Origin of the sequence: Actinomadura meyerae (assembly GCF_900188445.1) — a bacterium.
GTDB lineage: Bacteria > Actinomycetota > Actinomycetes > Streptosporangiales > Streptosporangiaceae > Spirillospora > Spirillospora meyerae.
In genome coordinates this window covers 25,936-49,118 of sequence record NZ_FZOR01000053.1, presented here as the reverse complement: position 1 = coordinate 49,118, position 23,183 = coordinate 25,936, and the positions used below count along the sequence as shown (strand labels likewise).

22 protein-coding genes are annotated in these 23,183 nt (G+C 72.4%); 7 read left to right on the top strand and 15 right to left on the bottom strand.

What is annotated here, in order from left to right; translation table 11 throughout:
• The first annotated feature begins 377 nt into the window (after positions 1 to 377).
• From CHF16_RS35245 to CHF16_RS35235, 3 genes are all read left to right on the top strand, one after another.
• Entirely contained in the window at positions 378 to 1,187 is an 810-nt protein-coding gene (locus CHF16_RS35245; RefSeq protein ID WP_179271857.1) for a helix-turn-helix domain-containing protein, read from the top strand.
• Positions 1,184 to 1,384 (top strand): DUF397 domain-containing protein, encoded by a 201-nt coding sequence (locus tag CHF16_RS35240; RefSeq protein ID WP_089330514.1) that lies wholly within the window; start codon positions 1,184 to 1,186, stop codon positions 1,382 to 1,384. Before CHF16_RS35245 ends, CHF16_RS35240 begins: the two co-directional genes overlap by 4 nt.
• Before the next feature lie 145 nt (positions 1,385 to 1,529).
• Positions 1,530 to 1,748 carry a DUF397 domain-containing protein gene (locus CHF16_RS35235; protein WP_089330513.1) on the top strand — a complete coding sequence of 73 codons (219 nt, stop codon included), beginning with the start codon at positions 1,530 to 1,532 and terminating at the stop codon, positions 1,746 to 1,748.
• Positions 1,749 to 1,769: 21 nt separating this feature from the next.
• On the opposite strand, the gene CHF16_RS35230 is transcribed toward CHF16_RS35235, so the two are convergent.
• The 3 genes from CHF16_RS35230 to CHF16_RS35220 all read right to left on the bottom strand — a co-directional run bounded on the left by CHF16_RS35230 (position 1,770) and on the right by CHF16_RS35220 (position 4,443).
• Complete coding sequence (locus CHF16_RS35230; RefSeq protein ID WP_089330512.1) at positions 1,770 to 2,825, bottom strand: Gfo/Idh/MocA family protein; 1,056 nt, start codon at positions 2,823 to 2,825, stop codon at positions 1,770 to 1,772.
• Between the two features lie 18 nt (positions 2,826 to 2,843).
• Positions 2,844 to 3,671 carry a maleylpyruvate isomerase family mycothiol-dependent enzyme gene (locus CHF16_RS35225; protein ID WP_089330511.1) on the bottom strand — a complete coding sequence of 276 codons (828 nt, stop codon included), beginning with the start codon at positions 3,669 to 3,671 and terminating at the stop codon, positions 2,844 to 2,846.
• 103 nt (positions 3,672 to 3,774) lie between these two features.
• Positions 3,775 to 4,443, bottom strand: coding sequence for a class I SAM-dependent methyltransferase (locus tag CHF16_RS35220; RefSeq protein WP_089330510.1), 669 nt, complete (start codon positions 4,441 to 4,443; stop codon positions 3,775 to 3,777).
• 62 nt (positions 4,444 to 4,505) lie between these two features.
• Here CHF16_RS35220 and CHF16_RS35215 point away from each other — a divergent pair, with 62 nt between their 5' ends.
• Complete coding sequence (locus tag CHF16_RS35215) at positions 4,506 to 5,267, top strand: TetR/AcrR family transcriptional regulator (protein ID WP_218826989.1); 762 nt, start codon at positions 4,506 to 4,508, stop codon at positions 5,265 to 5,267.
• Here the strand turns inward: CHF16_RS35215 and CHF16_RS35210 are convergent.
• The 7 genes from CHF16_RS35210 to CHF16_RS35180 all read right to left on the bottom strand — a co-directional run bounded on the left by CHF16_RS35210 (position 5,254) and on the right by CHF16_RS35180 (position 14,532).
• On the bottom strand, positions 5,254 to 7,287 hold the full coding sequence (locus CHF16_RS35210) for a hypothetical protein (RefSeq protein WP_089330509.1): 2,034 nt from the start codon (positions 7,285 to 7,287) through the stop codon (positions 5,254 to 5,256). The genes CHF16_RS35215 and CHF16_RS35210 overlap by 14 nt on opposite strands.
• Before the next feature lie 14 nt (positions 7,288 to 7,301).
• On the bottom strand, positions 7,302 to 8,165 hold the full coding sequence (locus CHF16_RS35205; protein ID WP_245869725.1) for a glutamate ABC transporter substrate-binding protein: 864 nt from the start codon (positions 8,163 to 8,165) through the stop codon (positions 7,302 to 7,304).
• Between the two features lie 23 nt (positions 8,166 to 8,188).
• A complete protein-coding gene (locus CHF16_RS35200) occupies positions 8,189 to 9,601 on the bottom strand; it encodes a hypothetical protein (protein WP_089330508.1) in 1,413 nt (470 codons plus the stop codon).
• A gap of 240 nt (positions 9,602 to 9,841) precedes the next feature.
• A complete protein-coding gene (locus CHF16_RS35195; protein ID WP_089330507.1) occupies positions 9,842 to 10,636 on the bottom strand; it encodes an enoyl-CoA hydratase-related protein in 795 nt (264 codons plus the stop codon).
• Between the two features lie 108 nt (positions 10,637 to 10,744).
• The gene (locus tag CHF16_RS35190; RefSeq protein WP_089330506.1) at positions 10,745 to 11,878 is read right to left on the bottom strand and encodes an acetyl-CoA C-acetyltransferase; all 1,134 of its coding nucleotides are present in this window, start codon (positions 11,876 to 11,878) and stop codon (positions 10,745 to 10,747) included.
• Between the two features lie 131 nt (positions 11,879 to 12,009).
• Positions 12,010 to 14,049, bottom strand: coding sequence for a DHA2 family efflux MFS transporter permease subunit (locus CHF16_RS35185; RefSeq protein ID WP_089330505.1), 2,040 nt, complete (start codon positions 14,047 to 14,049; stop codon positions 12,010 to 12,012).
• A gap of 84 nt (positions 14,050 to 14,133) precedes the next feature.
• Positions 14,134 to 14,532 carry a hypothetical protein gene (locus tag CHF16_RS35180; RefSeq protein ID WP_245869724.1) on the bottom strand — a complete coding sequence of 133 codons (399 nt, stop codon included), beginning with the start codon at positions 14,530 to 14,532 and terminating at the stop codon, positions 14,134 to 14,136.
• 109 nt (positions 14,533 to 14,641) lie between these two features.
• On the opposite strand from CHF16_RS35180, the gene CHF16_RS40660 reads away from it, so the two are divergent.
• Both CHF16_RS40660 and CHF16_RS35175 read left to right on the top strand, forming a co-directional pair.
• The gene (locus tag CHF16_RS40660; RefSeq protein WP_179271856.1) at positions 14,642 to 14,803 is read left to right on the top strand and encodes a hypothetical protein; all 162 of its coding nucleotides are present in this window, start codon (positions 14,642 to 14,644) and stop codon (positions 14,801 to 14,803) included.
• 136 nt (positions 14,804 to 14,939) lie between these two features.
• Positions 14,940 to 15,806, top strand: a complete 867-nt coding sequence (locus CHF16_RS35175; protein ID WP_089330503.1) for a class I SAM-dependent methyltransferase — start codon at positions 14,940 to 14,942, stop codon at positions 15,804 to 15,806.
• Positions 15,807 to 15,827: 21 nt separating this feature from the next.
• Here CHF16_RS35175 and CHF16_RS35170 read toward each other — a convergent pair whose 3' ends face one another.
• From CHF16_RS35170 to CHF16_RS35160, 3 genes are all read right to left on the bottom strand, one after another.
• Complete coding sequence (locus tag CHF16_RS35170; protein WP_089330502.1) at positions 15,828 to 16,823, bottom strand: zinc-dependent alcohol dehydrogenase family protein; 996 nt, start codon at positions 16,821 to 16,823, stop codon at positions 15,828 to 15,830.
• Positions 16,824 to 16,825: 2 nt separating this feature from the next.
• Entirely contained in the window at positions 16,826 to 19,153 is a 2,328-nt protein-coding gene (locus tag CHF16_RS35165; RefSeq protein ID WP_089330501.1) for an ATP-binding SpoIIE family protein phosphatase, read from the bottom strand.
• A gap of 192 nt (positions 19,154 to 19,345) precedes the next feature.
• Positions 19,346 to 20,047 carry an iron-dependent transcriptional repressor DtxR gene (locus CHF16_RS35160; RefSeq protein ID WP_089330500.1) on the bottom strand — a complete coding sequence of 234 codons (702 nt, stop codon included), beginning with the start codon at positions 20,045 to 20,047 and terminating at the stop codon, positions 19,346 to 19,348.
• A gap of 98 nt (positions 20,048 to 20,145) precedes the next feature.
• On the opposite strand from CHF16_RS35160, the gene CHF16_RS35155 reads away from it, so the two are divergent.
• Positions 20,146 to 20,850: a UdgX family uracil-DNA binding protein gene (locus CHF16_RS35155; protein ID WP_089330499.1), complete on the top strand. Its 705-nt coding sequence runs from the start codon at positions 20,146 to 20,148 to the stop codon at positions 20,848 to 20,850.
• Between the two features lie 83 nt (positions 20,851 to 20,933).
• Here the strand turns inward: CHF16_RS35155 and CHF16_RS35150 are convergent, their stop codons facing one another.
• Both CHF16_RS35150 and pdxH read right to left on the bottom strand, forming a co-directional pair.
• Positions 20,934 to 22,376, bottom strand: coding sequence for an MFS transporter (locus tag CHF16_RS35150; RefSeq protein WP_245869722.1), 1,443 nt, complete (start codon positions 22,374 to 22,376; stop codon positions 20,934 to 20,936).
• On the bottom strand, positions 22,373 to 23,038 hold the full coding sequence (pdxH, locus tag CHF16_RS35145; protein WP_245869721.1) for a pyridoxamine 5'-phosphate oxidase: 666 nt from the start codon (positions 23,036 to 23,038) through the stop codon (positions 22,373 to 22,375). The genes CHF16_RS35150 and pdxH overlap by 4 nt, the downstream gene beginning before the upstream one ends.
• Positions 23,039 to 23,183: the final 145 nt, after the last annotated feature.

Below are 23,183 nucleotides of genomic sequence, written 5' to 3'. Positions count from 1 at the left end.
CCCGTCTACCAGGGGCTTCTCTGCGTCCGAGGAGACTCCATCAACTCGCGATCATGCTGTGATCAATCGACCCGCCCGAGGATGAAAAAGGGTCACTGGAGCGCCTGCGACTCAACGATCAGCCGCCCCTCCTGGACGACCTCCGGCTCGGCGAGAAACCCCCGGCGCATCACACGCGGCCCGACCGCCGTCCCTTCCATTCGAACTGAATAGTCCGTTTTGTCGAACTCACCCCTCCACCGATCCCGCCCGAAGATCATCACTTTCACCGCTCCCGCCGCTCGCCGTGTGCATTCCGCTACACATCGTGTGAGTTTCTGGTTATGGTCGGAAGTGGAACGAGCTTTACCCGACTCGATACTTCCAGAGGGCAACTCATGGTGAATCGGAAGCAACTCGACCCGACCGAGTCGACGGCCGCACTTTTCGGGGCAAAGCTCCGGAAGCTTCGGGACAAAGCCGGACTTTCCCAAGCTCAGCTCGCCGAGGCGGTCGGCTACTCCCACGACACGATCTCCAAGGTCGAGACCGCCGCCCAGGCCCCGTCCCCGCAGCTCGCTGAACTCCTCGACGCCCACTTCGGCACCGACGAGCAGTTCCAGGAGCTCCAGCCCCTCGCCGCCAAGGAGGGCATCCCGGTCTTCTTCCGCCCCTACGCCGACCTGGAAAGAACCGCCGACGCCGTCCGCGTCTATGACCACCTCGTGGTGTCCGGTCTTCTGCAAACAGAGGACTATGCGCGCGAAGTTCTACGTCCGGGCCAACTGGCTCATGATTTGGATCGGGCTGTAGCAAGTCGCATGGCCCGGCAAGAAGTACTGGCGAGGAAGGACCCGCCGTGGGTCGTCGTACTGCTCATGGAAACTGCGATCAGGAACGTGGTCGGCACCAAAGACATAACGAAGGGCCAGCTCAACCGACTCTTGGAACTACGCCAGGAGCCCAACATCAGCATTCTGATCGCACCTCTCAACTCGCCCGTCTACCCTGCGAGCGGCTTCACCCTCTTGAGCAGCAAAGATCGTGCCGATCTCACCTACGTGGAGGGGGCGGGAGGCAATGGGCACGTGATCGAACTAAGCTCAAAAGTGGAGCAGATCCGGCGGCTGTGGGACATGATCAGCAATGTCGCCTTGACCGACACGGCCTCGGAGGCTCTGATCCGCGAGGTGATGGAGGGCTTGTGAACGAAACGAGGCGCGCAACCTGGCGCAAGAGCAGCCACAGCACCCAGGAGGGCGGTCAGTGCGTCGAGATGGCCGATCTAGAAGTCGCTCTCGGCATCCGCGACAGCACCGACCCTCACGGCCCCGTCCTCCAGTTCGGACGGGACGCCATGGCCGGGCTCCTCAGCCGCATCAAGACCGGCGAACTCGACCGCTAGGCGTCCCCCTGGCAAGCAAGGCCCCCTCTGCGGAGGGGGCCTTTCCGCTTTTTCGGCCGCTCAGCGGGCACAGCGAACCTCGCCATCCGTCCCCCGAAAGCACAACATCTAAGTGCGGACCGACCTCACCACTACCGGAGGACCGATGAACGACGGACCACACCCCGGCTGGCGCAAGAGCAGCTACACCGGCCAGGAGGGCGGCACCTGCGTCGAACTGGCCGACCTGAGCCCCATGGTCGGAGTCCGCGACAGTACCGACCCTGACGGGCCCGTCCTCCGGTTCGGACGGGACGCTGTGAGGCGGCTGATTCTCTCCATCAAGAGCGGCGGTTGCTGTTGCCCGGCGCAGGACGAGGTGTGACGCTTTCGTTCATCGCGGTCATCACATTGGGGAGAAGTCCGGGACCGGCACCGGTCGCGAGCCGTTCTTCAGGGACTCCGCGCCGGCGACGCCGACCAGCGAGGCGGCCACCGCGGGCCGCACGGGGATCAGCGGCGGCTCACCGCGCTCCACAGTGCCCTTGAATCCCTGGAGGATGCGCACCGTCCCCTCGTCGCGCCGATCCACCTCCCGGCCGTCCAGGGTGAAGGGCGGCGGTACCCGCTCCTCCTCATGTGCCGTCGCGGCGCCTCTGGTCCAGCCCTCCGCGCGGACGCGGACGGACCACGAGCGTTCGCCTGCCGCCCGCACGGATTCGGCCAACGCCCTCGTACCTCGGACGGACAACCAACTCCAGTGGCTGTCGGGCTCGCCCTGCAAGAACCCGTGGCGGGTGACGGCCAGCGCACCGGTCGACAGCCGGACGGTCATGACGACGGCGTTGCGCGGGTCGGCCTCGTCCGCGGAGAAGGCCGCCACCTCCACGGGCCAGGCCCCGGTGACGGCCAGCACGGGAGAGACGGTGTGCGTGCAGTACGCCGTCGCGGCGATACGCCCTCGCCAGGACTCCGGATCGCCGATGAGGGCGGTGACGGCCTCCGGTGCCATGCCGTGCAGGTAGTCCGCCTCGATCAGGCTGACCCGGCCCAGCTCCCCGGCCTCGACCGCCTCCCGGATCAGGCGGACATGCGGGTGCTGGACGAAGTTCTCCGCGAAGGAGTACGTGGCCGCCGACCGCTCGGCCGCCGCGACGAGGCGCCGCCCCTCGTCCTCGCTCACACAGGCCGCGCACTCGGACAACACGTGCACGTCCCGCTCCAGGAACGCGACGGCCGGAGGGGCGTGCTCGTCGAAGTCGTTGGCCAGGACGATCCCGTCCAGCCGGTGCTCCAGCAACTCCTCCCAGTGCTCGGTCAGGACGGCGCCGGGCAGTTCCGGACGGGCCGTCTCCAGCCGCGCGGCGTCCCGGTCGCAGGCGGCGGCCACCTCCATGCCGAGCCGTCGGGCCCAGCTCGCCAGGTGGAGCCCTCTGCTCAGCCCGATCACACCGATGCGCATGTTTACTTCCCAGGGCGGTTAGGCGATGACCGCGAGCAGGGCCGTGACGGCCGCGGTGAGGTCGGTGTCGCCGGAGGCCGTCGAGCGCTCTCGGGCCTGCTCCACGGTGATCCCTCGGGTCGCCAGCCGCCAGAAGGTGTCCTGGTCCATGGAGACGTGTGCGGACGGCTCGCCATCGGGCTCGGCGATTCGCCATCGGCCGTCTCGCCGGGCGACGGTCCACCGTCCGCCCGCCGGGCCGGACACTTCCAGGTGGGCCGTGGTCCCTTCGGGGCGGTCGTGCATGCGCAGGGCATGTGGCAGGCCCCGCGCGAAGATGTCCAGCACCGGAGCCATGAGGTCGGGTTCCAGCGCGCCCGGCACGGACACCGCGTCGCGCACCTGCTGCTGGTGGACCCAGAACTCGGTGTATTCGCGGCCGATGTCCAGCCAGGCGGGGCTGTCGATGTCGGTGGCGGCCCAGGAGACGTTCAGGTCTGCGGCGCCCTGAAGGTCCCGGGACGCCCACAGAGCGTCCAACTGCGGCCCCAGGTGGTCCAGCAGCTCGATCATCAGCTGCGGGCTCAGTTGCCGGGACGCCCGGACGAACTCGTCATTGACGCGCGCCAGGTAGTCGGGAAGCGTCTCGTCATCGGCGAACACCGCCCCGCCGTACCCGTCGCGGCTGCCCGACAGGCGCCGCATGTAGTCGTTGAGCACGTGCCCGACGACATCGTGGACGTCCCAGCCGGGGCACACCGTCGGCGCGGCCCAGTCGGCGGGGGCCAGGGCCCGGAGCAGGTCCAGCATGGCCTGCCGCTCGCGCGGGAACAGGGGACGGACGTCGACCACCGGACCGAAGATCATGTAGCGACCCTACCGACGGCGCTCATGTACCTCCTCCGGAGGAGTTGGAGTCGGTCGCCGGCCCCTGTGCGGAGCGCGGCTTGACGATCGCGAGCCATGCTTCCTAGGCGCTGCGGCGCAGTGTGAACCAGAAGGTCGGCACCGAGTTGGTGCCCGGTGTGACGTCGAGTAGTGCCCAGCCGGGGAATCTGGCGCGGAGCTCGTCGGCTGTGACGCCCTCCGCCCACGAGGCGACCTCGGGGAGCGGGTTGCCTGGCGGCTCGGGGCCGTACCCGAACATCAGCAGCCGTGCTCCGGGTGCGGCGCGGTGGGTGAGTCCGGCGGCGTAGGCGTCGCGGCGGTGCAGCGGGATCCCGCAGTAGCAGCTCAGGTCGAAGAACAGGTCGAAGGGGCCCGGCACGTCCAGCTCGTCGAGGCGGGTGGCGTCCCCGTGCAGCAGCCGTACCGCCACTCCCGCCGCCGCGGCCTTCTGCCTGGCCTGGTCGACGGCTCGGTCGATCAGGTCGACGGCCGTCACCTCCCAGCCGTGCCGTGCGAGGTAGGTGGCGTTGGTCCCGGTCCCGCAGCCGAGTTCCAGGGCGCGGCCGGGCGGCAGCGCGCCGTGCCCCTCCACCAGGGCGACCAGCTCGGGCGGTGTGACGCCGGTGTCCCACGGTGGCTTGCCGCTGCGGTAGTAGCGCTCCAGTGCGCGGTGGACGGACTCCTCCTCAGGATCTCGCCGCGTCGAGGTCAGGTCCGGTTCCGGTTTCTGGGGGGCATCGGGCCGGTCCATCGTCTCCTCCGAAGATTTTAGAGTTGAACTTTAGTGATGCACTTTAGAGTTATACTCTGAACATGGATGGAGTCAAGCGGCCGGACAAGCGAGCCGAGCGCTCACGCCGCACCCGCGAAAAGGTCGTCGAGGCGGCTCGCGAGCTGTTCGTCGCGCAGGGGTACGGGGCGACGAGCCTGCAGGAGGTCGCGGACCGGGCGGGCGTGGCCGTTCAGACGGTCTACTTCGTCTTCGGCAACAAGCGCACGCTGTTCAAGGACGTCGTCGACACGTCCATCGCCGGCGACACCGAGCCGGTCGCCACCATGGATCGTGAGTGGTTCCGCGCCGCGTGCGCCGAGCCCACCGCGGCCGGGCAACTGCGCGCGCACGTCCACGGCACCCGCGAGATCCTGGGCCGGGTCGCCCCCATCCTGCCGCTGATCGCGGCCGCCGCGGCCACCGATCCGCAGATCGCCGCGCAATGGCCCGACGGCCCCGACCCGCGCTACACCGTGCAGCACGCCGCGGCCCAGGCGCTGGCCGGCAAACCCGGCCTCCGGCCCGGCGTCTCCGTCGAGACGGCCGCCGACCTGCTGTTCGGGCTGCTCAGCCCGCAGCTGTACCTGCTCTTCGTCCAAGATCGCGGCTGGTCGCCGGACAAGTGGGAGGAGTGGGCCTACGACGCATTGACCGCCCAGCTCTGCACCGCCCCTGCGTCAAGCCCGGGTTGCCCGGAGAGCCGCGGCCGGGACGACCACGAAGAACCCCGCGATTCCTCGCCCGGCTCTGCCGCCGCGGCCACTCCCCGGGTTCCGGGCGGGTCACGCGTCAGTTGCGCTTGAGGACGCCGGTCAGGCCGGCGACCACGGCGGTGCTCAGGATCCAGCCGGCCGCGATGAAGGCCCACGACCAGTACTGGGCGGCGCCGTCGGGTTGCCATGCCTTCTGCTGGCCGAGGTCGCCGATGGGCAGCAGCACGTCGAGGGTGTAGCCGAGGGCGCTGAAGGACGGTGCGGGCGTCGCGGCCCTCGTCATCTGGCCGGGGTCGAAGACCTGGGTGCCGAGCGCGAGGAGAGCGGCCAGCCAGAGGGCCGCGAGCCACGTCCGGTAGCCGTAGCCGACGGTCAGGTACAGCAGCCAGTTGGCCAGCTTGCCGGGCGGCCTGAGCACTTTGCGGCGGCGCCACTGCTTCGCGATGGCGACCTGCCGGGCGGCCTCCTCGTGGCCGGTGCGCCGGTAGGCGGCGGCGAGCTGGTCGTAGATCTGCGGGTTGTAGCCGCCGCGGTGGCGGGACGCCCAGCGCAGCCGCGACCGGACGTCCGCGTCGCCGGTCAGGGTGTCGTAGGTGAAGCCCTGGAGCAGGAGCGTGGCGGGCCAGGTCCGGTGGTCGTCCTCGTAGGTTCCGACCTGCGTACCGGTGAGGTTGATGAGCCCTTCCGGGGCGTGCCGGGGGCGGAGGATGAGTGCCTGCGCCGTCGCGAAGGCCAGGTCGAGTGCCTGGCGGCGTGGCCGGGTGAGGACGGCGTCGGCCAGTTCGATGTGGCCGCCCACGCGGACGCCGGAGAGCTGGAGCCCGCCTTCGGCGGTGAACCCCCGGCGGCACAGCAGGTCGCCGTCGACGCTGAGCCGTACCGCGTACAGCGCACGGCGACCCGGGTCGGCGAGCCGTGCGCCACTGAAATCGGCGACGCCGCCGATCCTGGCTCCGACGAGGCGGACCTCCCCTTCGACCGACAGGCGGCGGCAGTACGCGGACTGCTCGATCGTGAGCGCGTCGGCGGTCCACGCCTGGCCGCCGGGGTTGGCGAGCACGGCGTCGTCGAGGTTCAGCGCACCGCCGATCCGGGCGCGGACGAGCTGGACCTCGCCTTCGGCATGGAAGCCACCGGTCGCGTACAGGTCCTGGTCGACGGCGAGCCCTTCGCCGCTCAGCGCTCGCGCACCGGAGTTGGACAGGCGGGCGCCCGCCAGGATCAGCGTCCCGCCGATGCGGGCGCCGGTGAGCCTGACCTCGCCGTCGGACGACATGCCCTCGGCGAGCACACCGTCATCGACGGCGAGGTGGTCGGCGGTGAGCGCGGCGGCCCCCGCACCGGTCAGGCGGGCGCGGGTCAGATCGAGACGGCCGCCGATGCGGGCACCGGGGAGCCTCACTTCGCCGTTGGCGGACAAATCTCGGCAGAAGGCGTCGTGGCCGACCGTGAGGCGGGCGGCGGCCAGTGCGGCGGCGCCTGGGGCGTCCAGGCGGGCCTTGTCCAGGGCCATGGTGCCGTTGATGGACGCCCCGCGCAGGCGCGCCTCGCCCTGCACGCTGAGGTTTCGGCAGAGCATGTCCTGGGCGACCGTCAGTCCGTCTGCGAGCAGTGCGGGTGCGGCTGAGGCGTGCAGTGCCGCATCACTGAGATCGACCGTCCCGCCTATGTCGGCGCCCGTGAGGTGGACCCGCGCGGCCGTGAATCCTCGGTTCAGCTCCAGGTTTCCGGTGGTCCGGAGCTGGTCGGCGATGAGCTCGGGGACGTCGCAGCCGGGCAGGCGCACGGATGGCGCGGTCGCCTCCCTGAGGACGAGCGGCTCCTCGAAGCGGCAACCGTCCAGCAGCAGCGGGCATGCCAGCTCGGCCGCCTCCAAGTCGAGCGCACCGGTGATGCGCGCACCCCGCAGCTTCACCGCCCTCGGCCGCCCGCCCTCCGGCGTCCGCTCGCCCGTCAGCAGCCCGGCCAGCAGCCCGGCGCGCACCTGGCGGTCAGCGTCCGCACCGCCGGCGCGGACCTCGGCCCAGGCGCCGGTGGCGGCGGCTTCGAGGAGCCCGCGTTCGGCCTCGCTCAGCTCGCCGAACCGCGGATCGGGGTCGGGATCGGTCATCGCGGCGGGTGCCCTCAGGCGCAGCCCTCGAACTGGGGGACGGTGATGGCGATGTTGAGCCCGGAGGTGGCGAACCACTGGTCGAGGAGGGTCTCCGCGGCGCCGTTCTGGTACATGCCCGTCAGGATGCGGTTGACGGCCCGGCAGCCGCTCACGTCGCCCTTGCGCAGGCCGATGCCGTAGCGCTCGTCGGAGAACGGCGCGTTCACCACGGTGACGCGGGAGCCGGGCGCGGCCGCGTATCCGGCGAGGATCAGGTCGTCGGTGGAGACGGCGTCCAGCCGCCCGCCGGCCAGGGCCTTGACGCAGTCGGCGTAGGAGGCCGCCGAGACGAGCGCGGCGGGAACCCTGCGCTCCTCGGTCACCCGGCGCCAGGAGTTCGACCCGGAGACCTGGCAGAGCCGCCTGCCGCGCAGGTCGCGCACGCCCCTGATGGAGCCGTCCCCCTGCCGGACGAGGATGTCCTGGTGCGCGACGTAGTACGGCCCGGCGAAGGTGACCTTGGCCTTGCGTTCCGGCGTGATGGAGTACGTCGCGATCACCATGTCGACCTTGCCGTCGCTCAGCGCCTTCTCCCGCTGGTCCGAGGACAGCGGCTTGAAGGTCACGTCCTTCGGCGCGACGTCCAGCTGTCCGGCCACGTAGGTCGCGACATCGATGTCGAAGCCTTTCAACGTGCCGTCCCCGGCCCGCATGGCGAGGCCCGGCCGGTCGTCGTTGACGCCGATGACCAAGGTGTCCCGGTCGGTGATGGACGGCGGCTCGTCGGCGCCGCTCACCAGCGGCGCCGCCACCACGGTCACCGCCAGGAGCAGCACCGCCAGCCCTGCCAGGGCGGTCGACGCGGCGAAGGTGAGCGTGCTGCGGGCGGCGTGCACGGGCGGGCTCCCGTCTCTCGGTGTCAGCGGTATTCCGACAGGCGCGGCCAGACGCCCGCCGCGATGAGGGCGGCGAGGGCCAGCGCGGCGGCGGCCGGCAGCCAGCCCCACGGCTCCACGGCGCGGTCGCCGTCGGCCACACGGCGGGTGCGGAGGAAGTCGTAGTGGCTGATCCGGGCGTCCAGCTCCTGGTCATGCGCCCGGAACACCGGGTGGGCGAGGGGCGCCCAACGCGGGTCCAGGTGGGCGCGGACGGCGGCGTCCCGCCGGCCGCTCTCGGCGAGGGACCGGACGGTGCGGTCGTGGTCCTGGTACTTGCGGTAGCCGTCCAGGAGAGCGCGGACGTCCTCGGCGTTGCGTGCGCGGGTGCCGTAGAACCCGCCGAAGTCGACGGTGCGCTTGGGCCCGGCGAGCCGCTCGTCGAGTTCGCGGTAGTAGTCGGCCAGGCTGGTCGCGCCGCCGATGTAGAGGATCGTCTGGGACTTCTCCAGGTACATCTGGTCGTAGCGGTCGCCCTGCGCCGGGTCGAGGAGCTGGCGGGCCCGGTCGGTGTCGAGGCCCTTGCCGATCGCGCGGGCGCGGGTGAGCGTGAGGACGGGATCGAAGCCCGACGCCTTGGCCGCCTTCAGGTGGTCGGCCTCGGTGGCCAGCAGGGACGCGCCCGCGACCGTCAGCACCAGCGCCCCGGCGAGCGCGGCCGCCAGCGGCAGGCTGACCAGCCGCCGGAACCGCCGCGCCAGGTACACCTGGAGGGCGCCCAGCGCGGCGATCAGCGCGGTCCCGGCGCCGAGGACCAGCCACCGGCCCGCGCTGACGGCGGCGTGCTCGTCCCGGTAGGCGGTGTCGACGTCGGCCGCGCCGTCCAGCGTGAGGTTGTACGCCTTCGGCAGCAGATCCCGCGTCATCAGCCCGGTCGCGGCCCGGTACTGCCGGACGCCGTCCGGCGGCAGCGCGGCGGTCGGGCCCGCCCGCCGCCGCCCGGCCTCCATCGCCGCCTGGACGTACTGGTCGTAGGTGTGCAGGCCGTCCAGCACCGACTGGACGGTCTGCTGCCGCCCCTGCTCGTCACGGGCGAGCAGGGCCGCCTGCAGCGCGGCCCGCTGGGCGTCCTCGCGGCGGATGTCGTACACCTGCCGCTCATCGCTGCGCTCGCAGCTGGCGCCCGCGTTCTCCGGGTCGCACAGCCAGCCGTTCTCGCCTCCGGTCAGCAGGGCGTTCGTGACCTGCGCGTCCATGTCGCTGAGCGCGAGGTACATGTCGCTGGTGGCGACGACCATGGGGCCTTCCCGGTGCCCGAGCGCCCCGAGCCCGTCGCGGGCGTGCCCCGCCCCGGCGGTCAGCGTGGCGGCCAGGACGCCGAGCGCCGCCAGCGCCAGGGCGGACAGGGCCAGGACTCGGCCCGCGACGGTGCGGAGGCCGGGAAGCTTGAGACGCACGCTCGGTCGCTCTCCTTCGGGGGGCGGTCCCCCAGTCTCGGGGACCGGTCCGGACCGCGGCAAGATCAATGCCACACCCGGACATCCGGCCGCGCCCTACGGGACGGTCCATGGGGCGCCCCTGGGCGGGTCCTCCGACACTCGGCGGCGGCATCGCGCCGGTCGGCCGCGCCGGTCAGCCGCGCCGGTCGGCCGCGCCGGTCGATCGCGCCGGTCGATCGCGCCGGTCGATCGCGCCGGTCAGCGGCCCTGGAAGTCCGGGGTGCGGTTCTCCAGGAAGGCCGTGATGCCCTCCTTGGCGTCCTCCGTGGCGGCCAGCTCGACCAGCTCGCCCAGCAGGTGGGCCACCTGGTCCTCCAGCGGGCGGCCCTCGATCGCGAAGAAGGCGTCGCGGCCCCGGCGGAGGCCGAGCGGGCTCTTGGACGCGATGGTGCGGGCGAGTTCGTCCACCCGCGCGTCGAGGTCGGCACGCGGGACGGCCTCGGTCACCAGGCCGATGTCGCGGCCCTCGGCGGCGGTGATGCGGGCGCCCGTGTAGTAGAGCTTGAACGCGTGCTTGGGCGCGACGTTCCGGTTGATGATCGCCATGATCATCATGGGCCAGAGGCCGACGTTGACCTCGGGGGTGGCGAGCTTGACGTCGTCCGCGGCGATCACCAGGTCGCAGGCGGCGGCGAGGCCGAGCCCGCCCGCGACGGCGTGCCCGGCGAGCCGCGCGATGATCGGCTTGCCGAGCTTCGGGAACGCGGTGAACAGGCGGAACGGGGCGCTGTCGCGGATGGCGGCGGCGTCGGCGACCGGGCGGCCGTCCGCCTGGGCCCGCCCGAGCCCGCCGAGGTCGGCGCCCGCGCAGAAGGCCCGGTCGCCCGCGCCCGTCAGCACGATCACCCGGACGGCGGGGTCGGCCTTCGCCTTCCCGAACGCGTCGAGCAGCTCCCCGATCATCTGGTCGCTGAGCGAGTTGCGCGCCTCCGGCCGGTTCAGCGTGATCCGCGCGATCCGCTCGTCCACCGCGTAGATGATCGTCTCGTACATGCCCTCGTCCCGGTCGGAAACGGCGTCCAGCCCTGGAGCCGCGTCCGCCCCCAGAGCGGCGTCTGCCCCCGGAGCGGGGCTCCAGGGGCAGACTACGCGGCGAGATCGTCAGAGACGCTCGATGATGGTGGCGTTGGCCTGGCCGCCGCCCTCGCACATGGTCTGCAGGCCGTAACGGGCGCCGGTGCGCTCCAGCTCGTGCAGGAGCTTGGTCATCAGGATGCCGCCGGTGGCGCCGAGCGGGTGGCCGAGCGCGATGGCGCCGCCGTTGGGGTTGGTCTTCTCCAGCGACGCGCCGGTGTCGTGCGCCCACGCCAGCGGGACCGGGGCGAACGCCTCGTTGACCTCGAAGACGTCGATGTCGTCGATCTTCAGGCCGGACTTGGCCAGCGCCTTCTCGGTCGCCGGGATCGGGCCGGTCAGCATGTAGACCGGGTCGGAGCCGCACACCGCGAGGGTGTGGATGCGGGCCCGCGGGGTCAGGTTGTGCCGCTTGACGGCCTCCTCGGAGGCGATGAGCAGCGCGGACGCGCCGATGGAGATCTGCGAGGCGACGGCGGCGGTGATGACGCCGTCCTCGCGGAGCGTCTTCAGGCCCGCCATCTTCTCCAGCGTGGTGTCGGGGCGCGCGCCCTCGTCCTTGGACAGGCCCGCGATCGGCGCGATCTCCCGCTCGAAGTGCCCGGCCTCGATGGCCTTGGCGGCGCGCTGGTGGCTCTCCAGCGCGAACTTCTCCAGGTCCTCGCGGGTGTAGCCCCACTTCTCGGCCATCAGCTCGGCGCCGCGGAACTGGGAGATCTCCTGCATGCCGTACCGCTCGGCCCAGCCCTCGCCGTACGGGAAGTCCAGGCCCTGGACGATGCTGGAGCCCATCGGCACCTTGGCCATCTGCTCGACGCCGGAGGCGACGACCAGGTCCTGGGTGCCGGACAGCACGCCCTGCGCGGCGAAGTGGATCGCCTGCTGGGACGACCCGCACTGCCGGTCGATGGTCACGCCGGGCACGGTCTCCGGCAGCCCGGCCGACAGCCACGCGGTGCGCGCGACGTCGAGGGCCTGCGGGCCGACCTGCATGACGCAGCCCATGATGTTGTCCTCGACCGCGGAAGGGTCGACGCCGGTGCGGTTCACGAGCTCCTTGAGCACGTGGGCCCCGAGGTCGGCGGGGTGGACGTCCTTCAGTGCGCCCTTCTTGGTACCGACGGGGGTACGGACCGCGCCGACGATGTACGCCTCGGCCACTGCGCCTCCAAGTTGTGGGGTTCCGTCCCGAAACCGAGTGAGATTCGGTTAGTCAGTATGAGATTACATCCATGATGGCGCAACGCCATGTGGGCTAAGTCTCCGGGCCGGCTAAGTCTCCGGCCCCGGGGTCATGCGCCGCTGGCGGCGGACTCCGGCGGGCGGCGCAGGATCCCGCCGTCCTCGTCGTCCCCGACGGACTCGTGCGCCAGCTCGGTCAGCAGCTGGGCCAGCTCCGGATGCTCCTCCGGCGCCCAGCCCTGCACGTGCCGGGCGAGGCCCTCGCGGCGGGCGTCGAAGAGGCGCTCGGCGACGGTCTGGCCGGATGTGGTGATCGTGAGGGTCGTCTCGCCCCGCTGGACGTACCCGGCGGCGACGAGGCGGTCGACGTACGGGCGGCCGTCCTCGATCGTGACCCCGGCGCGGTCGGCGAGTTCCTGCCTGCCGACGGCGCCGTCCTTGGCGATGCGGCACAGCGCCCACACGCTCCCTGCGGGCAGATCCACCCCGCAGAGCCGGGCCAGCCTGCTGTAGAGCTCGGCCGCCTTCGGGTCCTTGCGCATCAGTGCGCTCAAGCAGCGCTCTATCTCATGCCTGGACGAGCGGACGGTCGGCGCCGCACCGAGCCCTTCGCCGTAGTCCTGCGTCTGGGACGTCGCCCGCAGCGGGACCTCCCGCAAGAACCACGTCAGCACGAACGCGACCGCCGCCACCGGCACGGCCCCCAGGAAGACCGAGTCGATCGATTCCGCGTAGGCGTGCAGGACGGCCTGCTTGACCTCCGCTGGGAACCGGTCGAGCAGCATGGGGTTCCCCTGGACGGACGCAGGGTCGAACCCCCGCGGCAGGATCCCCGCCAAATCGTCGACATGACCGGCGAGCTGGTTGCTGAAGATGGACCCGAACACCGCCACACCGAACGATCCGCCGATCTGGCGGAAGAACGTCACCCCGGACGTGGCCGACCCCAGGTCCTGGTACGACACCGCGTTCTGGACGGCGATGACGAGCACCTGGAGCACCATCCCCAGCCCGAAGCCCAGCAGCGCGAACCGCAGGCTCATCGAGACCGTGGAGGAGGTCTCGCTCAGGTTCGAGCACAGCCACAGCGCCAGCGCGACGAGCGGCGTGCCGACCACCGGGAAGACCTTGTAGCGGCCGAAGCGGGTGATCAGCTGCCCTGAGCCGATCGAGCTGACCAGCAGGCCCAGCATCATCGGCAGCAGGTAGACCCCCGACAGGGTCGGCGACACGCCGTGCACCACCTGCAGGAAGATGGGCAGGAACGTCAGCGCGCCGAACATCGCGAAGCCCACCGCGAAGCTGATCGCCGCGCCCAGCGCGAACACCGGGTTCGCCAGCAGCGCCGGCGGCATGATCGGCTCGGCGGCGCGCCGCTCGACCAGCAGCCACACCGCGATCAGCGCCACGGACCCGGCGCCGAGCGCGATGATCGGCGCCGACGACCAGGCGTACTGCGTCCCGCCCCAGGTGGTCATCAGCACCAGCCCGACCGCCCAGCCGACGATCAGCAGCGTGCCGAGGTAGTCGATGCGGTGCCGCTCGCGCTGCCCGGTGGCGGGCAGGACGGCGGCGATCACGATCAGCGCGACGATGCCGAGCGGCAGGTTGATGTAGAACACCCAGCGCCACGACAGGTTGTCGACGAACCAGCCGCCGAGCAGCGGGCCGCAGACGCTCGACACGCCGAAGACCGCGCCGAACAGCCCCTGGTAGCGGCCGCGCTCGCGGGGCGGCACCACGTCCCCGACGATCGCGACGACGAGCACCAGCAGCCCGCCGCCGCCGAGCCCCTGCACGGCGCGGAAGACGATCAGCTCGAACATGTCCCGGGACAGGCCGCACAGCGCCGAGCCGATCAGGAAGAGGACGATGGACGCGCGGAAGAGCCGCTTGCGCCCGTACTGGTCGCCGAGCTTGCCCCACAGGGGCGTCGAGGCCGTCGAGGCGAGCAGGTAGGCCGTCACGACCCACGACAGGTGGTTGAGCCCGCCGAGGTCGCTGACGATCGTCGGCAGCGCCGTGGACACGATCGTCTGGTCGAGCGCCGCCAGCAGCAGCGCGAGCATGAGCGCGCCGAGGATCACGTAGAGCTCGCGGCCCTTCGGCATGGCCCGCTCGTCCCGCGCCTCGTCCTTCGCCGTCGTCATGCCCCGCCCCCCGCCGGATGCCGCAGCCGTGCGGGGGACATCTACCCAGGGGCCGGACAGGATCACCCGGCCCCGGGCGCGGCGTCAGCGCACGATGTCGGTGCCGGCCTTCGCGGCGCCGATCCCGGCGGCGGCGCCCGCGACGCCCACGGCGCCCGCGGTGACCCACAGCGGCAGCGCCTTGCGCGTCTTCAGCCCGTTGACGACGTCCAGGGAGTCGGCCAGAAGCCCGAGCCGCCCCCACAGCTTGCGCGCCGGACCGTCGCTGAGCAGGTACCCGGCGCCGAGCGCGATCTCCCTGGCGGCGAACATCCGGACCATGTAGTCGCGGCCCGGGTCGCTGCCGCCGCCCATCCCCATCAGCTTCACGGTGAGCCCCGGCGCGGCGAACGCCGCGACCCCGAGGGCGACCCGCCCCCGCGCGAGGTTGGTCGCCATGGCGTCGAGCTTGTCCCGGCCGTCTACTTCCTTCTCATCTGCCACGAAGGTGAGGTTATCGGTAGCGGCACCCCGGCGAACCCGCGGGTAACCGATTCCTTACACGTCTATCGTGCTGTCAGGCGGCACTCCCCCGCGCTCGGAAGGTGACCCCATGGAAGGCATCATCGCCCTCGTCGTCGTGTCGCTCCTCGCCGCGTTCTGCGTGCGCTGGGTCGCGGTGAAGATCCGCATGCCCATGCCCACCCGCGTCTCCGTGATCATCGTCTTCGTGCTGGTCGTGCTCGCGCTCTACGGGCAGCACCTGCGCGGATGAGCCGGGGAGCGGATTTTCTCCTCCGGCAGTGCGAACTTCCGTCCCCGGCGGTGAGTCATAACTGACGAAACCCGGCTTCACGCCCCGCCCGGCGCGCCCGTCCAGGGGAGCCGGCCCGAGCCGAGGGAGTGCACCAGTGCCGCAACCGGCACCCGCCGTCCAGCGCAGCGGCGGCACCATCGCCCCGCATCTGCGGCGCCTGCTGGAGTTCGTCGAACCCGGCCGCGACGACGTCTGCCTGGACGTCGCGCGGGGCCGCGGCCCGATGCCCGCGGCGCTCGCCCCGCGGGTCCGGCACGTCACCGCGGTGGACGCGATGCCCGAGCCGCCGGCGCGGCCCGGCGGCTCCTCCGGGCGGATGTCCACGGTCGAGTTCGGCACCGGCCCCGTCCGCATCACCGGCGACGGCGGCCCCGACGACCGGGGGGACGACCAGGGGGACGGCGACCCGCTCCCGGCCGCCGCGACCCGCGAGGACCACCGGCCCCACCGCCCGATCGGCCCCGACCGTCCGACGATCAAGGCGGACGCCACCGCGCTGCCCTACCGCGACAACGCGTTCTCCCTCGTCACCGCCCGGTTCTCGCTCTACACGGTGGGCGACCCCGACGGCGTGCTGCGCGAGCTGCTGCGGGTCTGCCGCCCGGACGGCCGGGTGATCGTCGCCGACCTCGTCCGCGGCAACCTCGCCGGCCCTGAGCGCGACCGGATCGAGAGGCTCCGCGACCCCGGCCACCCCGGCACCCCGTCCATCGCCCGGCTCACCGAGATGATCACCTCGGCGGGCGGCAGCATCCGCCGGCTCGACGTGTTCACCGTGGAGCGCCCCATCGAGCCGTGGCTCGCCGGCGCCCCCGACGAGGCGGCGGCCGACCGCATCCGCGAGGCCCTGCTGGACGAGGTGGACGGCGGCCCCAGGACCGGCGCGAAACCGCGCGTCATCGGCGGCGAGCTGTGGTTCACCCAGACCTGGGCGCACGTCGCCGCCGAACCCATCCCCTGACCCGTACGGGACCCGGGCACCTCAGGGGACGAGGACGGCGGCGCCCGCGAACCGGTCGCCGGCGAGGTCGGCCAGCGCGCGGTCGGCCTCGTCCAGCCCGTAGGCGTGCGTCGTGACGGCGACATCCAGCCGCGCGGCCAGCGTCAGGAACTCCTCCCCGTCCGCGCGCGTGTTCGCCGTCACCGACCGGAGCTGCCGCTCCTGGAACAGGTGGCGCTGGTAGTCCAGCACCGGGATGTCGCTGAGGTGGATGCCCGCGACCGCGCACGTCCCGCCACGGTCGAGGCGCTCCAGCACGGCGGGCACCAGCTCCCCCGCCGGCGCGAACAGGATCGCCGCGTCGAGCGGTGCGGGAGCGGCCTCGAACGAGTCGCCCGCCCACGACGCCCCGAGCTCGCGGGCCAGCTCCCGCGCGGCCGGGCTGCGGGTGAAGACGTGCACCTCGGCGCCCTCGGCGAGGGCGATCTGCGCGGCCAGGTGCGCGGAGCCGCCGAACCCCCAGATGCCGAGCCGCCCTCCCGGCGGCAGCTCGGCACGGCGCAGCGCCCGGTAGCCGATGATGCCCGCGCACAGCAGCGGCGCGGCCCGGACGTCGTCCAGCTCGGCCGGGAGCGCGTAGGCGTAGGCGTCGACGGCCGTCGCGTACTCGGCGTAGCCGCCGTGCGCGTCCCAGCCCGTGTAGACCGACGCGGGGCACAGGTTCTCGGCGCCGCGGCGGCAGAACCGGCAGGCGCCGCACGTGCCGCGCAGCCACGCGACCCCGACCCGGTCGCCCGGCCGGTGCAGGCAGCCGGGGCCCGCCTCGGCGACCTCCCCGACGATCTCGTGGCCGGGCGTCACCCCCGGCAGGTGGACGGGCAGGTCCCCCTCGGCGACATGCAGGTCCGTCCGGCAGACGCCGCACGCCAGCACCCGGACCAGCAGCTCGCCGGGACCCGGTGCCGGTACCTCCCGGTCGGCGCGGCGCAGCGGCCCCGACGCGATCGGGGCCGGCTCCTCCACCACCCAGGCGCGCACGGCTACGGCGTCAGCGGCAACTCGAACCAGACGGCCTTGCCATCGGCCGTGGGCCGGGCGCCCCACCGGGTGGCGAGCTGATCGACCAGGTAGAGCCCGCGGCCGCCCTCGTCGGTCTCGCCCGCGCTGCGGATGCGCGGCAGCCGCATGTCGGCGTCGAACACCTCGACCCACACCATGTCGCGGCCGCGCCGCAGCCGGAGCCGGAACTCCTTGGTCGGGGGTTCGCGGCGGCCGAGGTCGGCGCCGAGGTTCCAGTCGTCCTCGTCGAAGGCGCCGCCCTCGAACGGGTCGCCCTCCAGGTCGGCGCCGAACTCGGTGTTGAACTGGACCGGCGGCGGCGCGCCGAGCGGCTCGCCGCCGCGGCCGGGCGGCCCGGCCGCGACCGGGACGACCATCTCGCGGCGCGGCGTCGGCGTCGTGGCGGCGTGCAGGACGACGTTCGTGACGACCTCGGAGACCAGCAGGCAGGCGAGCTCCGCCTGCTCGTCGAGCATGCCCCAGTCCGCGAACGTGTCGGCGGCCATCCGGCGCGCCTCCGACACCATGATCGGCTCGGCGGTGAAGGTGCGCTCCGCGACGCCCAGCTCGTCGGCGGCGGTACGGATCACCACGATCGCGACGTCGTCGTCGATGTCGCCGGGCACCGCGTCGTAGGCGGCGTTGGCGACCGCCTCGACACCGCCTCCCGCGGCCTTCGCGACGGCGGTGCGGACCATCTCCCGCGACTCCTCGCGGGTGTAGTACTCGCCGTCGTCCCGGGGGCGCCGGTCGATGAGGCCGTCGGTGTAGAGGACGAGCGTCGAACCCGGCTTCAGCTCGGTGGTCTCCTCGTTGAAGAGGATCTCGCCGCCCATGCCGGGGGCGCGCAGGCCGAGCATGCCGCCCTCGCTCTCGAACTCCAGCTCCCGGACCTCGCCGTCGACGATGAGCAGGGGCGGGTCGTGCCCGGCGTTGGCGAACTCCAGGACCCGCGACCACGCGTCGTACACGAAGTAGGTGCAGGACACCAGCGGCGGGCGGACGAGGTCGTCGCTGTTCCACCCCGAGCGCATCCGCTCGGGGCGGGTCATCGTGCGGACCCACTCGTCCAGCTTGCGGAGGATGTCGGCGGGCGGCTTGTCGTCCTGCGCGAAGGCGCGCAGCGCCGCGCGGAGCTGGCCCATGACGGCGGCGGCGCGCGCGCCGCGCCCCTCGACGTCGCCGATGACGAGGCCGACCCGTCCCGCCGAGAGCGGGATCACGTCGTACCAGTCGCCGCCGACCTGCGTCTGGATGCCGTGCCCGTGCGACTCCAGCGGCCGGGCCGGCTCGTACCGCCAGGCGATCTGCAGGCCGTCCAGCGGGGGCGGCCGGTCGCCGGGCAGCAGGTGCTTCTGGAACGCCAGCGCGGTGTCGCGCTCCTCCTCGAACAGCAGCGCGTTGTCGACCGCCAGCGCGACCCGGCTGGCGATCGCGCCGAGCAGGTCGCGGTCGAAGCCGTCGTAGTGCGGGTCGGGCCGCTTGGACAGGTTCGACAGCGCGAGGCTCATCACGCCGAGCAGCTCGCCGCGCACCAGCAGCGGCGCGGAGATCACCGAGGTGATGCCCATCTCGACGCCGAGCCGCCGGGACGACTCGGTCGGCGCCGCGAACCGGTGCTGGATCATGTCCTCGACGAGGACGGCGTCGCGCCGGTCCATCGCCTTGGCGCTGAAGTGGCCGGGCGGGTAGGAGACGGGCTCGCCGACCTCCGCCCAGGTGCCGGGCGGCGGCTCCCAGTCGGCGGCGTGCCGGGACACCCGCCGGTACAGCCGGTCGCCGCTGTAGAGGTCGATGAAGCAGTGGTCGGCGAACTGCGGGACGAGGGTGTCGGCGACGCGGCGCAGCGTGCTCTCCAGCTCCAGCGAACCGGCGAGCCGCTCGCCGATCCGCTCCAGCAGCCCGTAGCGCTCCTGCTCGCGCTGGTTGGAGCGCAGCGCCTCGCGCGCGAAGATGACCACGCCGTCGACCGCGCCGGACGGGTGCCGCAGCGGGACGGCGTGCGCCCGCGTGTAGACGGTGGTGCCGTCCGCGCGCAGGTTGCAGAACGTGCCCTCCCAGACGCCGCCCTTGAGGACGTGCCGGGCCAGCTCGGTCGCCTGCTCGTGGTCCTCCTCGGCGATGCCCAGGGACAGGATGGAGTGCCCGATGATCTCGTCGCCGCCGAACCCGAAGAGCTGCCTGGCGAACGCGTTGCCGTAGATGACGTTGCTGAAGCGGTCGCAGACGATGACCGCCATCTCCATCTGGCCGAGGACGGTCTCGGGTGGCAGACGCACCTCGTCAGGCGCTTCCCCCCAGTGGTTCATCTCCCCATCCCGATCCTGCCGGCGGCCGCCGTCCCCGGCCTGCTGTTCACCGGGCGCGGCGGTACGGCCGGCGCGTGTTTCCGTCTCGTCGTATTGAACGACGAACCCGGTGCCGGGATACGCCCGAAAGGCGCGATGGTATGGAGATCTTCGGTATAGACCGACGGAACCGGTGCTCGCACGCCGACCGTGTCAGCGCCTGCTGACGAAGACGTGTTCGGCGATGTCGCGCGGCAGCTCTGTCGCGGGCCCCTCGTCCTCGTCGTCACTGATCACCCGTACCCCGTCATCGGTCGCCCGGAGAATCACCTCTCGTCCCGGTTGTATCCCTATCTGCTTGAGTCTAAGCATCAGGTCGCTGTCGCTCTGCACCTGCTCGCTGATCCGCCGGATCACCGCACCCGACCCGCCGGGGCTCGCCACGGCGGTCATCACCGACAGCGGCGCGGGGTCGCCGTCCTCGCCGTGGCCGCCGAGCTCGTCCAGGCCCGGGATCGGGTTGCCGTGCGGGCAGGAGGTCGGGTTGTCGAGCAGCGCGACCAGCCGGCGCTCGACGTCCTCCGACATCACGTGCTCCCAGCGGCACGCCTCGATGTGGACGTCCTCCCAGGGCAGGCCGATGACGTTGACCAGCAGGCACTCGGCCAGCCGGTGCTTGCGCATGACGCGCGTGGCGAGACCCCGACCGCTTTCGGTCAGTGCGAGATGCCGATCGCCCTCGACCCTGAGCAGGCCGTCGCGCTCCATCCGCGCGACCGTCTGGCTCACCGTCGGACCGCTCTGGGAGAGCCGCTCCGCGATGCGCGCGCGAAGGGGAATGATCCCCTCCTCTTCGAGCTCGAAAACCGTCCGGAGGTACATCTCCGTGGTATCGATAAGGCCGTGTGAGGTCACAGCTCCCTCCAGTCTTATGAGCAGAAGTCTACTTGCTCGGGCACGGCCCCGCCGGGCCCCGCGAATATCCCCCTGAAGCCGGGTAAGGGGAACGCAAGATGAACGCGAAACCTTCCCCTGACGCGGAACCGTTCCTGCCCCGGACACCCGAGGAGCGCGCCGATCTCGACGCCCTGCGCCGCGCCGCCGAGGGCTGCCGGGGCTGCGGCCTCTACGCGGACGCCACGCAGACCGTCTTCGGGGAGGGCTCGCCGAGCGGGCGGGTCGTGCTCGTGGGCGAACAGCCCGGCGACCAGGAGGACCGCAAAGGCCACCCCTTCGTCGGCCCCGCCGGACGCGTCCTCGACCGGGCGCTGGAGGAGGCCGGCATCGAGCGCGGCGACGTGTACGTCACCAACGCCGTCAAGCACTTCAAGTTCAAGCGGCAGGCGGGCGGCAAGCGGCGCATTCACGAGACGCCGAACGCCGGGGAGATGCGCGCGTGCCGCCCCTGGCTGCTCGCTGAATTGCGGGCCCTGGAACCGGACGTCGTCGTCGTGCTCGGCGCCACGGCGGGCAAGGCGCTGCTCGGCTCCCCATTCCGGGTGACGAAAGAGCGCGGGCGTCTCATGGCGCTGCCCGACCTGGAGTCGATCGGCACCCCGGCCGCCGGGCGCGAACTGGAGGAGGCGCCGCCGGAGCGGGCCGACGCGCGGCTGCTCGCGACGATCCACCCGTCCGCCGTGCTGCGCGCCGACGACCGCGACGCCGTCTACGCGGGCCTCGTGGACGACCTGAAGATCGTCGCGTCCGCCCTCGGCTGAGCCCCGCGCGGCACGCCGGAACCGCACACGAGGCAGGGCTCGTTGGAACCGCGCGGGCCAGGGCTCGCTGAACCGCGCGCGAGTCAGGGCTCGACGGTGACCGCCTCGGCGGTGCGGGTGTCGTAGCGGACGAGCGCCGGCACGGCGACCGCCGCGACGATCACCAGCGCGGCGCAGGCCAGGCCGCCGCCCACCCAGGACGCGGTGGCGCCGGCGACGCTCGCGGTCGCGCCCGCCCGCACGTCCCCGAGCCGGGGGCCGCCCGCGACGACCACGGTGAACACGCCCTGGAGCCGGCCGCGCAGCTTGTCCGGCGCGTACGTCTGGAGCATCGACTGGCGGAACACCGCCGACACCAGGTCGGCGGCGCCGCCCACGGCGAGCAGCACGACCGCGAGCCACAGCGAGCCCGCGAGCCCGGCGGCCGCCACGGCCAGCCCCCACACCACGATGGAGGCCACGAGGGCGAGCCCCTGCCGGTGCACCCGGCCGATCCAGCCGGACGACAGCCCGCCGACGAACGCGCCGATCGCGATCGCGGCGAACAGCCAGCCGACCGCGCCCTCCCCGCCGAACCGGGTCTCGGCCACCTCGGGGAACAGGGCGCGCGGCATCGCGATCGCCATCGCGATGATGTCCACGACGAACGACATCAGCAGGACCGGCTGCGTCGCGAGGTAGCTCAGCCCGTCGATCACCGAGCGCAGGCCCGGCGTGCCGCTGACGTCGCCGAGCGGCGGGATCGGCGGGAGCCGCAGCGCCGCGTAGAGGACGACGGTGAACAGCACGGCGTCCAGCGCGTAGGCCGCCGCGTAGTGCCAGTGCGCCAGCAGCACGCCGGCGAACAGCGGCCCGGCGAGCATCCCGAACTGGCTGGCGGTGAAGTTGAGGGTGTTGGCCGCCGGGACGAGCTCCCGGTCCACCAGCCGGGGGACGATCGCACTGCGGGTCGGCGAGGCCACCGCGAACCCGACCGCCTGGACCGCCACCACCGCCATGATCAGGGTGAGGCTCTCGATGCCGAGCAGCGCCTGGACGAGCAGCAGCAGCGTCGCCGCCCACATCACGCAGGACGACGCGAACAGCAGCCGCCGCCGGTCCATGTGGTCGGCGATCGCGCCGCCCCACAGCCCGAACACGATCAGCGGGACGAGGTTGACGAAGCCGAGCACGCCGACCCACAGCGACGACCGCGTCATGTCGTACACCTGGACGGGCACGGCGACGGCGGTGACCTGGAACCCGACGAACGACACGCCCTGCCCGAGCCACAGCCGCCGGTACTCCGGCCGCCGCAGCGGCCGGACGTCGATCGCCAGCCGCCGCAGCCTGCCGCGGGCACCCCGCCCCGGCCCGGCGGGCTCCCCGGGGCTCGCGCCCTCCGCGGCCGCCGCGGGCTGCCCGGATTCGTCGGGTCTTACAGGTTCCTCGGGCTCCTCAGGCTCTTCTCCGGCCGCCGGGCCGGAGGCTTCGCGAGCGGCGATGTCAGGAGTGTCGGTGGGGGGTCGCTGCTGTTCCGATGTCACGGAGACAGTCTCTCCACCGTCCATCCGCCCGGTTCCGCCGCACCCCCCGGAGATACTTCGCGGCGGTAACGAATGCGGTCGTGCAGCCGGTCGCGGCGGCCCTGCCAGAACTCGATCGACGCGGGGACCAGCCGGTAGCCGCCCCAGAAGTCCGGCAGCGGGACGACGTCGGTGTCCTGCCCGTCCGGTGCCCCCGGCGGCTGCCCGGCGGCCGGATCCGGCCAGCGCTCGGCCGCCTCGGCGTAGGCGCGCTCCAGCACGTCACGGCCGGGGATGACGCCCGACTGGCGCTCGCTCGCCCACGCGCCCAGCCGCGACCCGTACGGGCGCGTCCGGAAGTAGGCGGCCGACTCGTCCCGCGACAGTTCGGTCACCGGACCCGCGACCCGCACCTGCCGGTACAGCGGGTGCCAGGGGAACACCAGCGCCGCGCGCGGGTTCTCGGCGAGGTCGCGCGCCTTGTCGGAGGCCAGGTTCGTGAAGAACCGGAACCCCTGCGGCCCGTACCCCTTGAGCAGCACGAGGCGGGCGCTCGGGACGCCGTCGGCGGAGGCCGTCGCGAGCACCATCGCGTTCGGCTCGGCGAGCCCGGCGGCGTGCACGTCGGCGAACCACGCGGCGAACAGCGCGAGCGGATCGGCGGGGAGCGCCGACTCGGACAATTCGCCCGCCTCGTAGGATCTGCGGAGCCGTGCGGGATCGGGCGTTGCGGAATCCACAGCGTCAGAGCCTCTCACCTGGGCCTTGTGCAACTCACATGGCCCCTGGGTACTGGTCAGTAAGGCGGACAGGGTTCAATGGCACGGC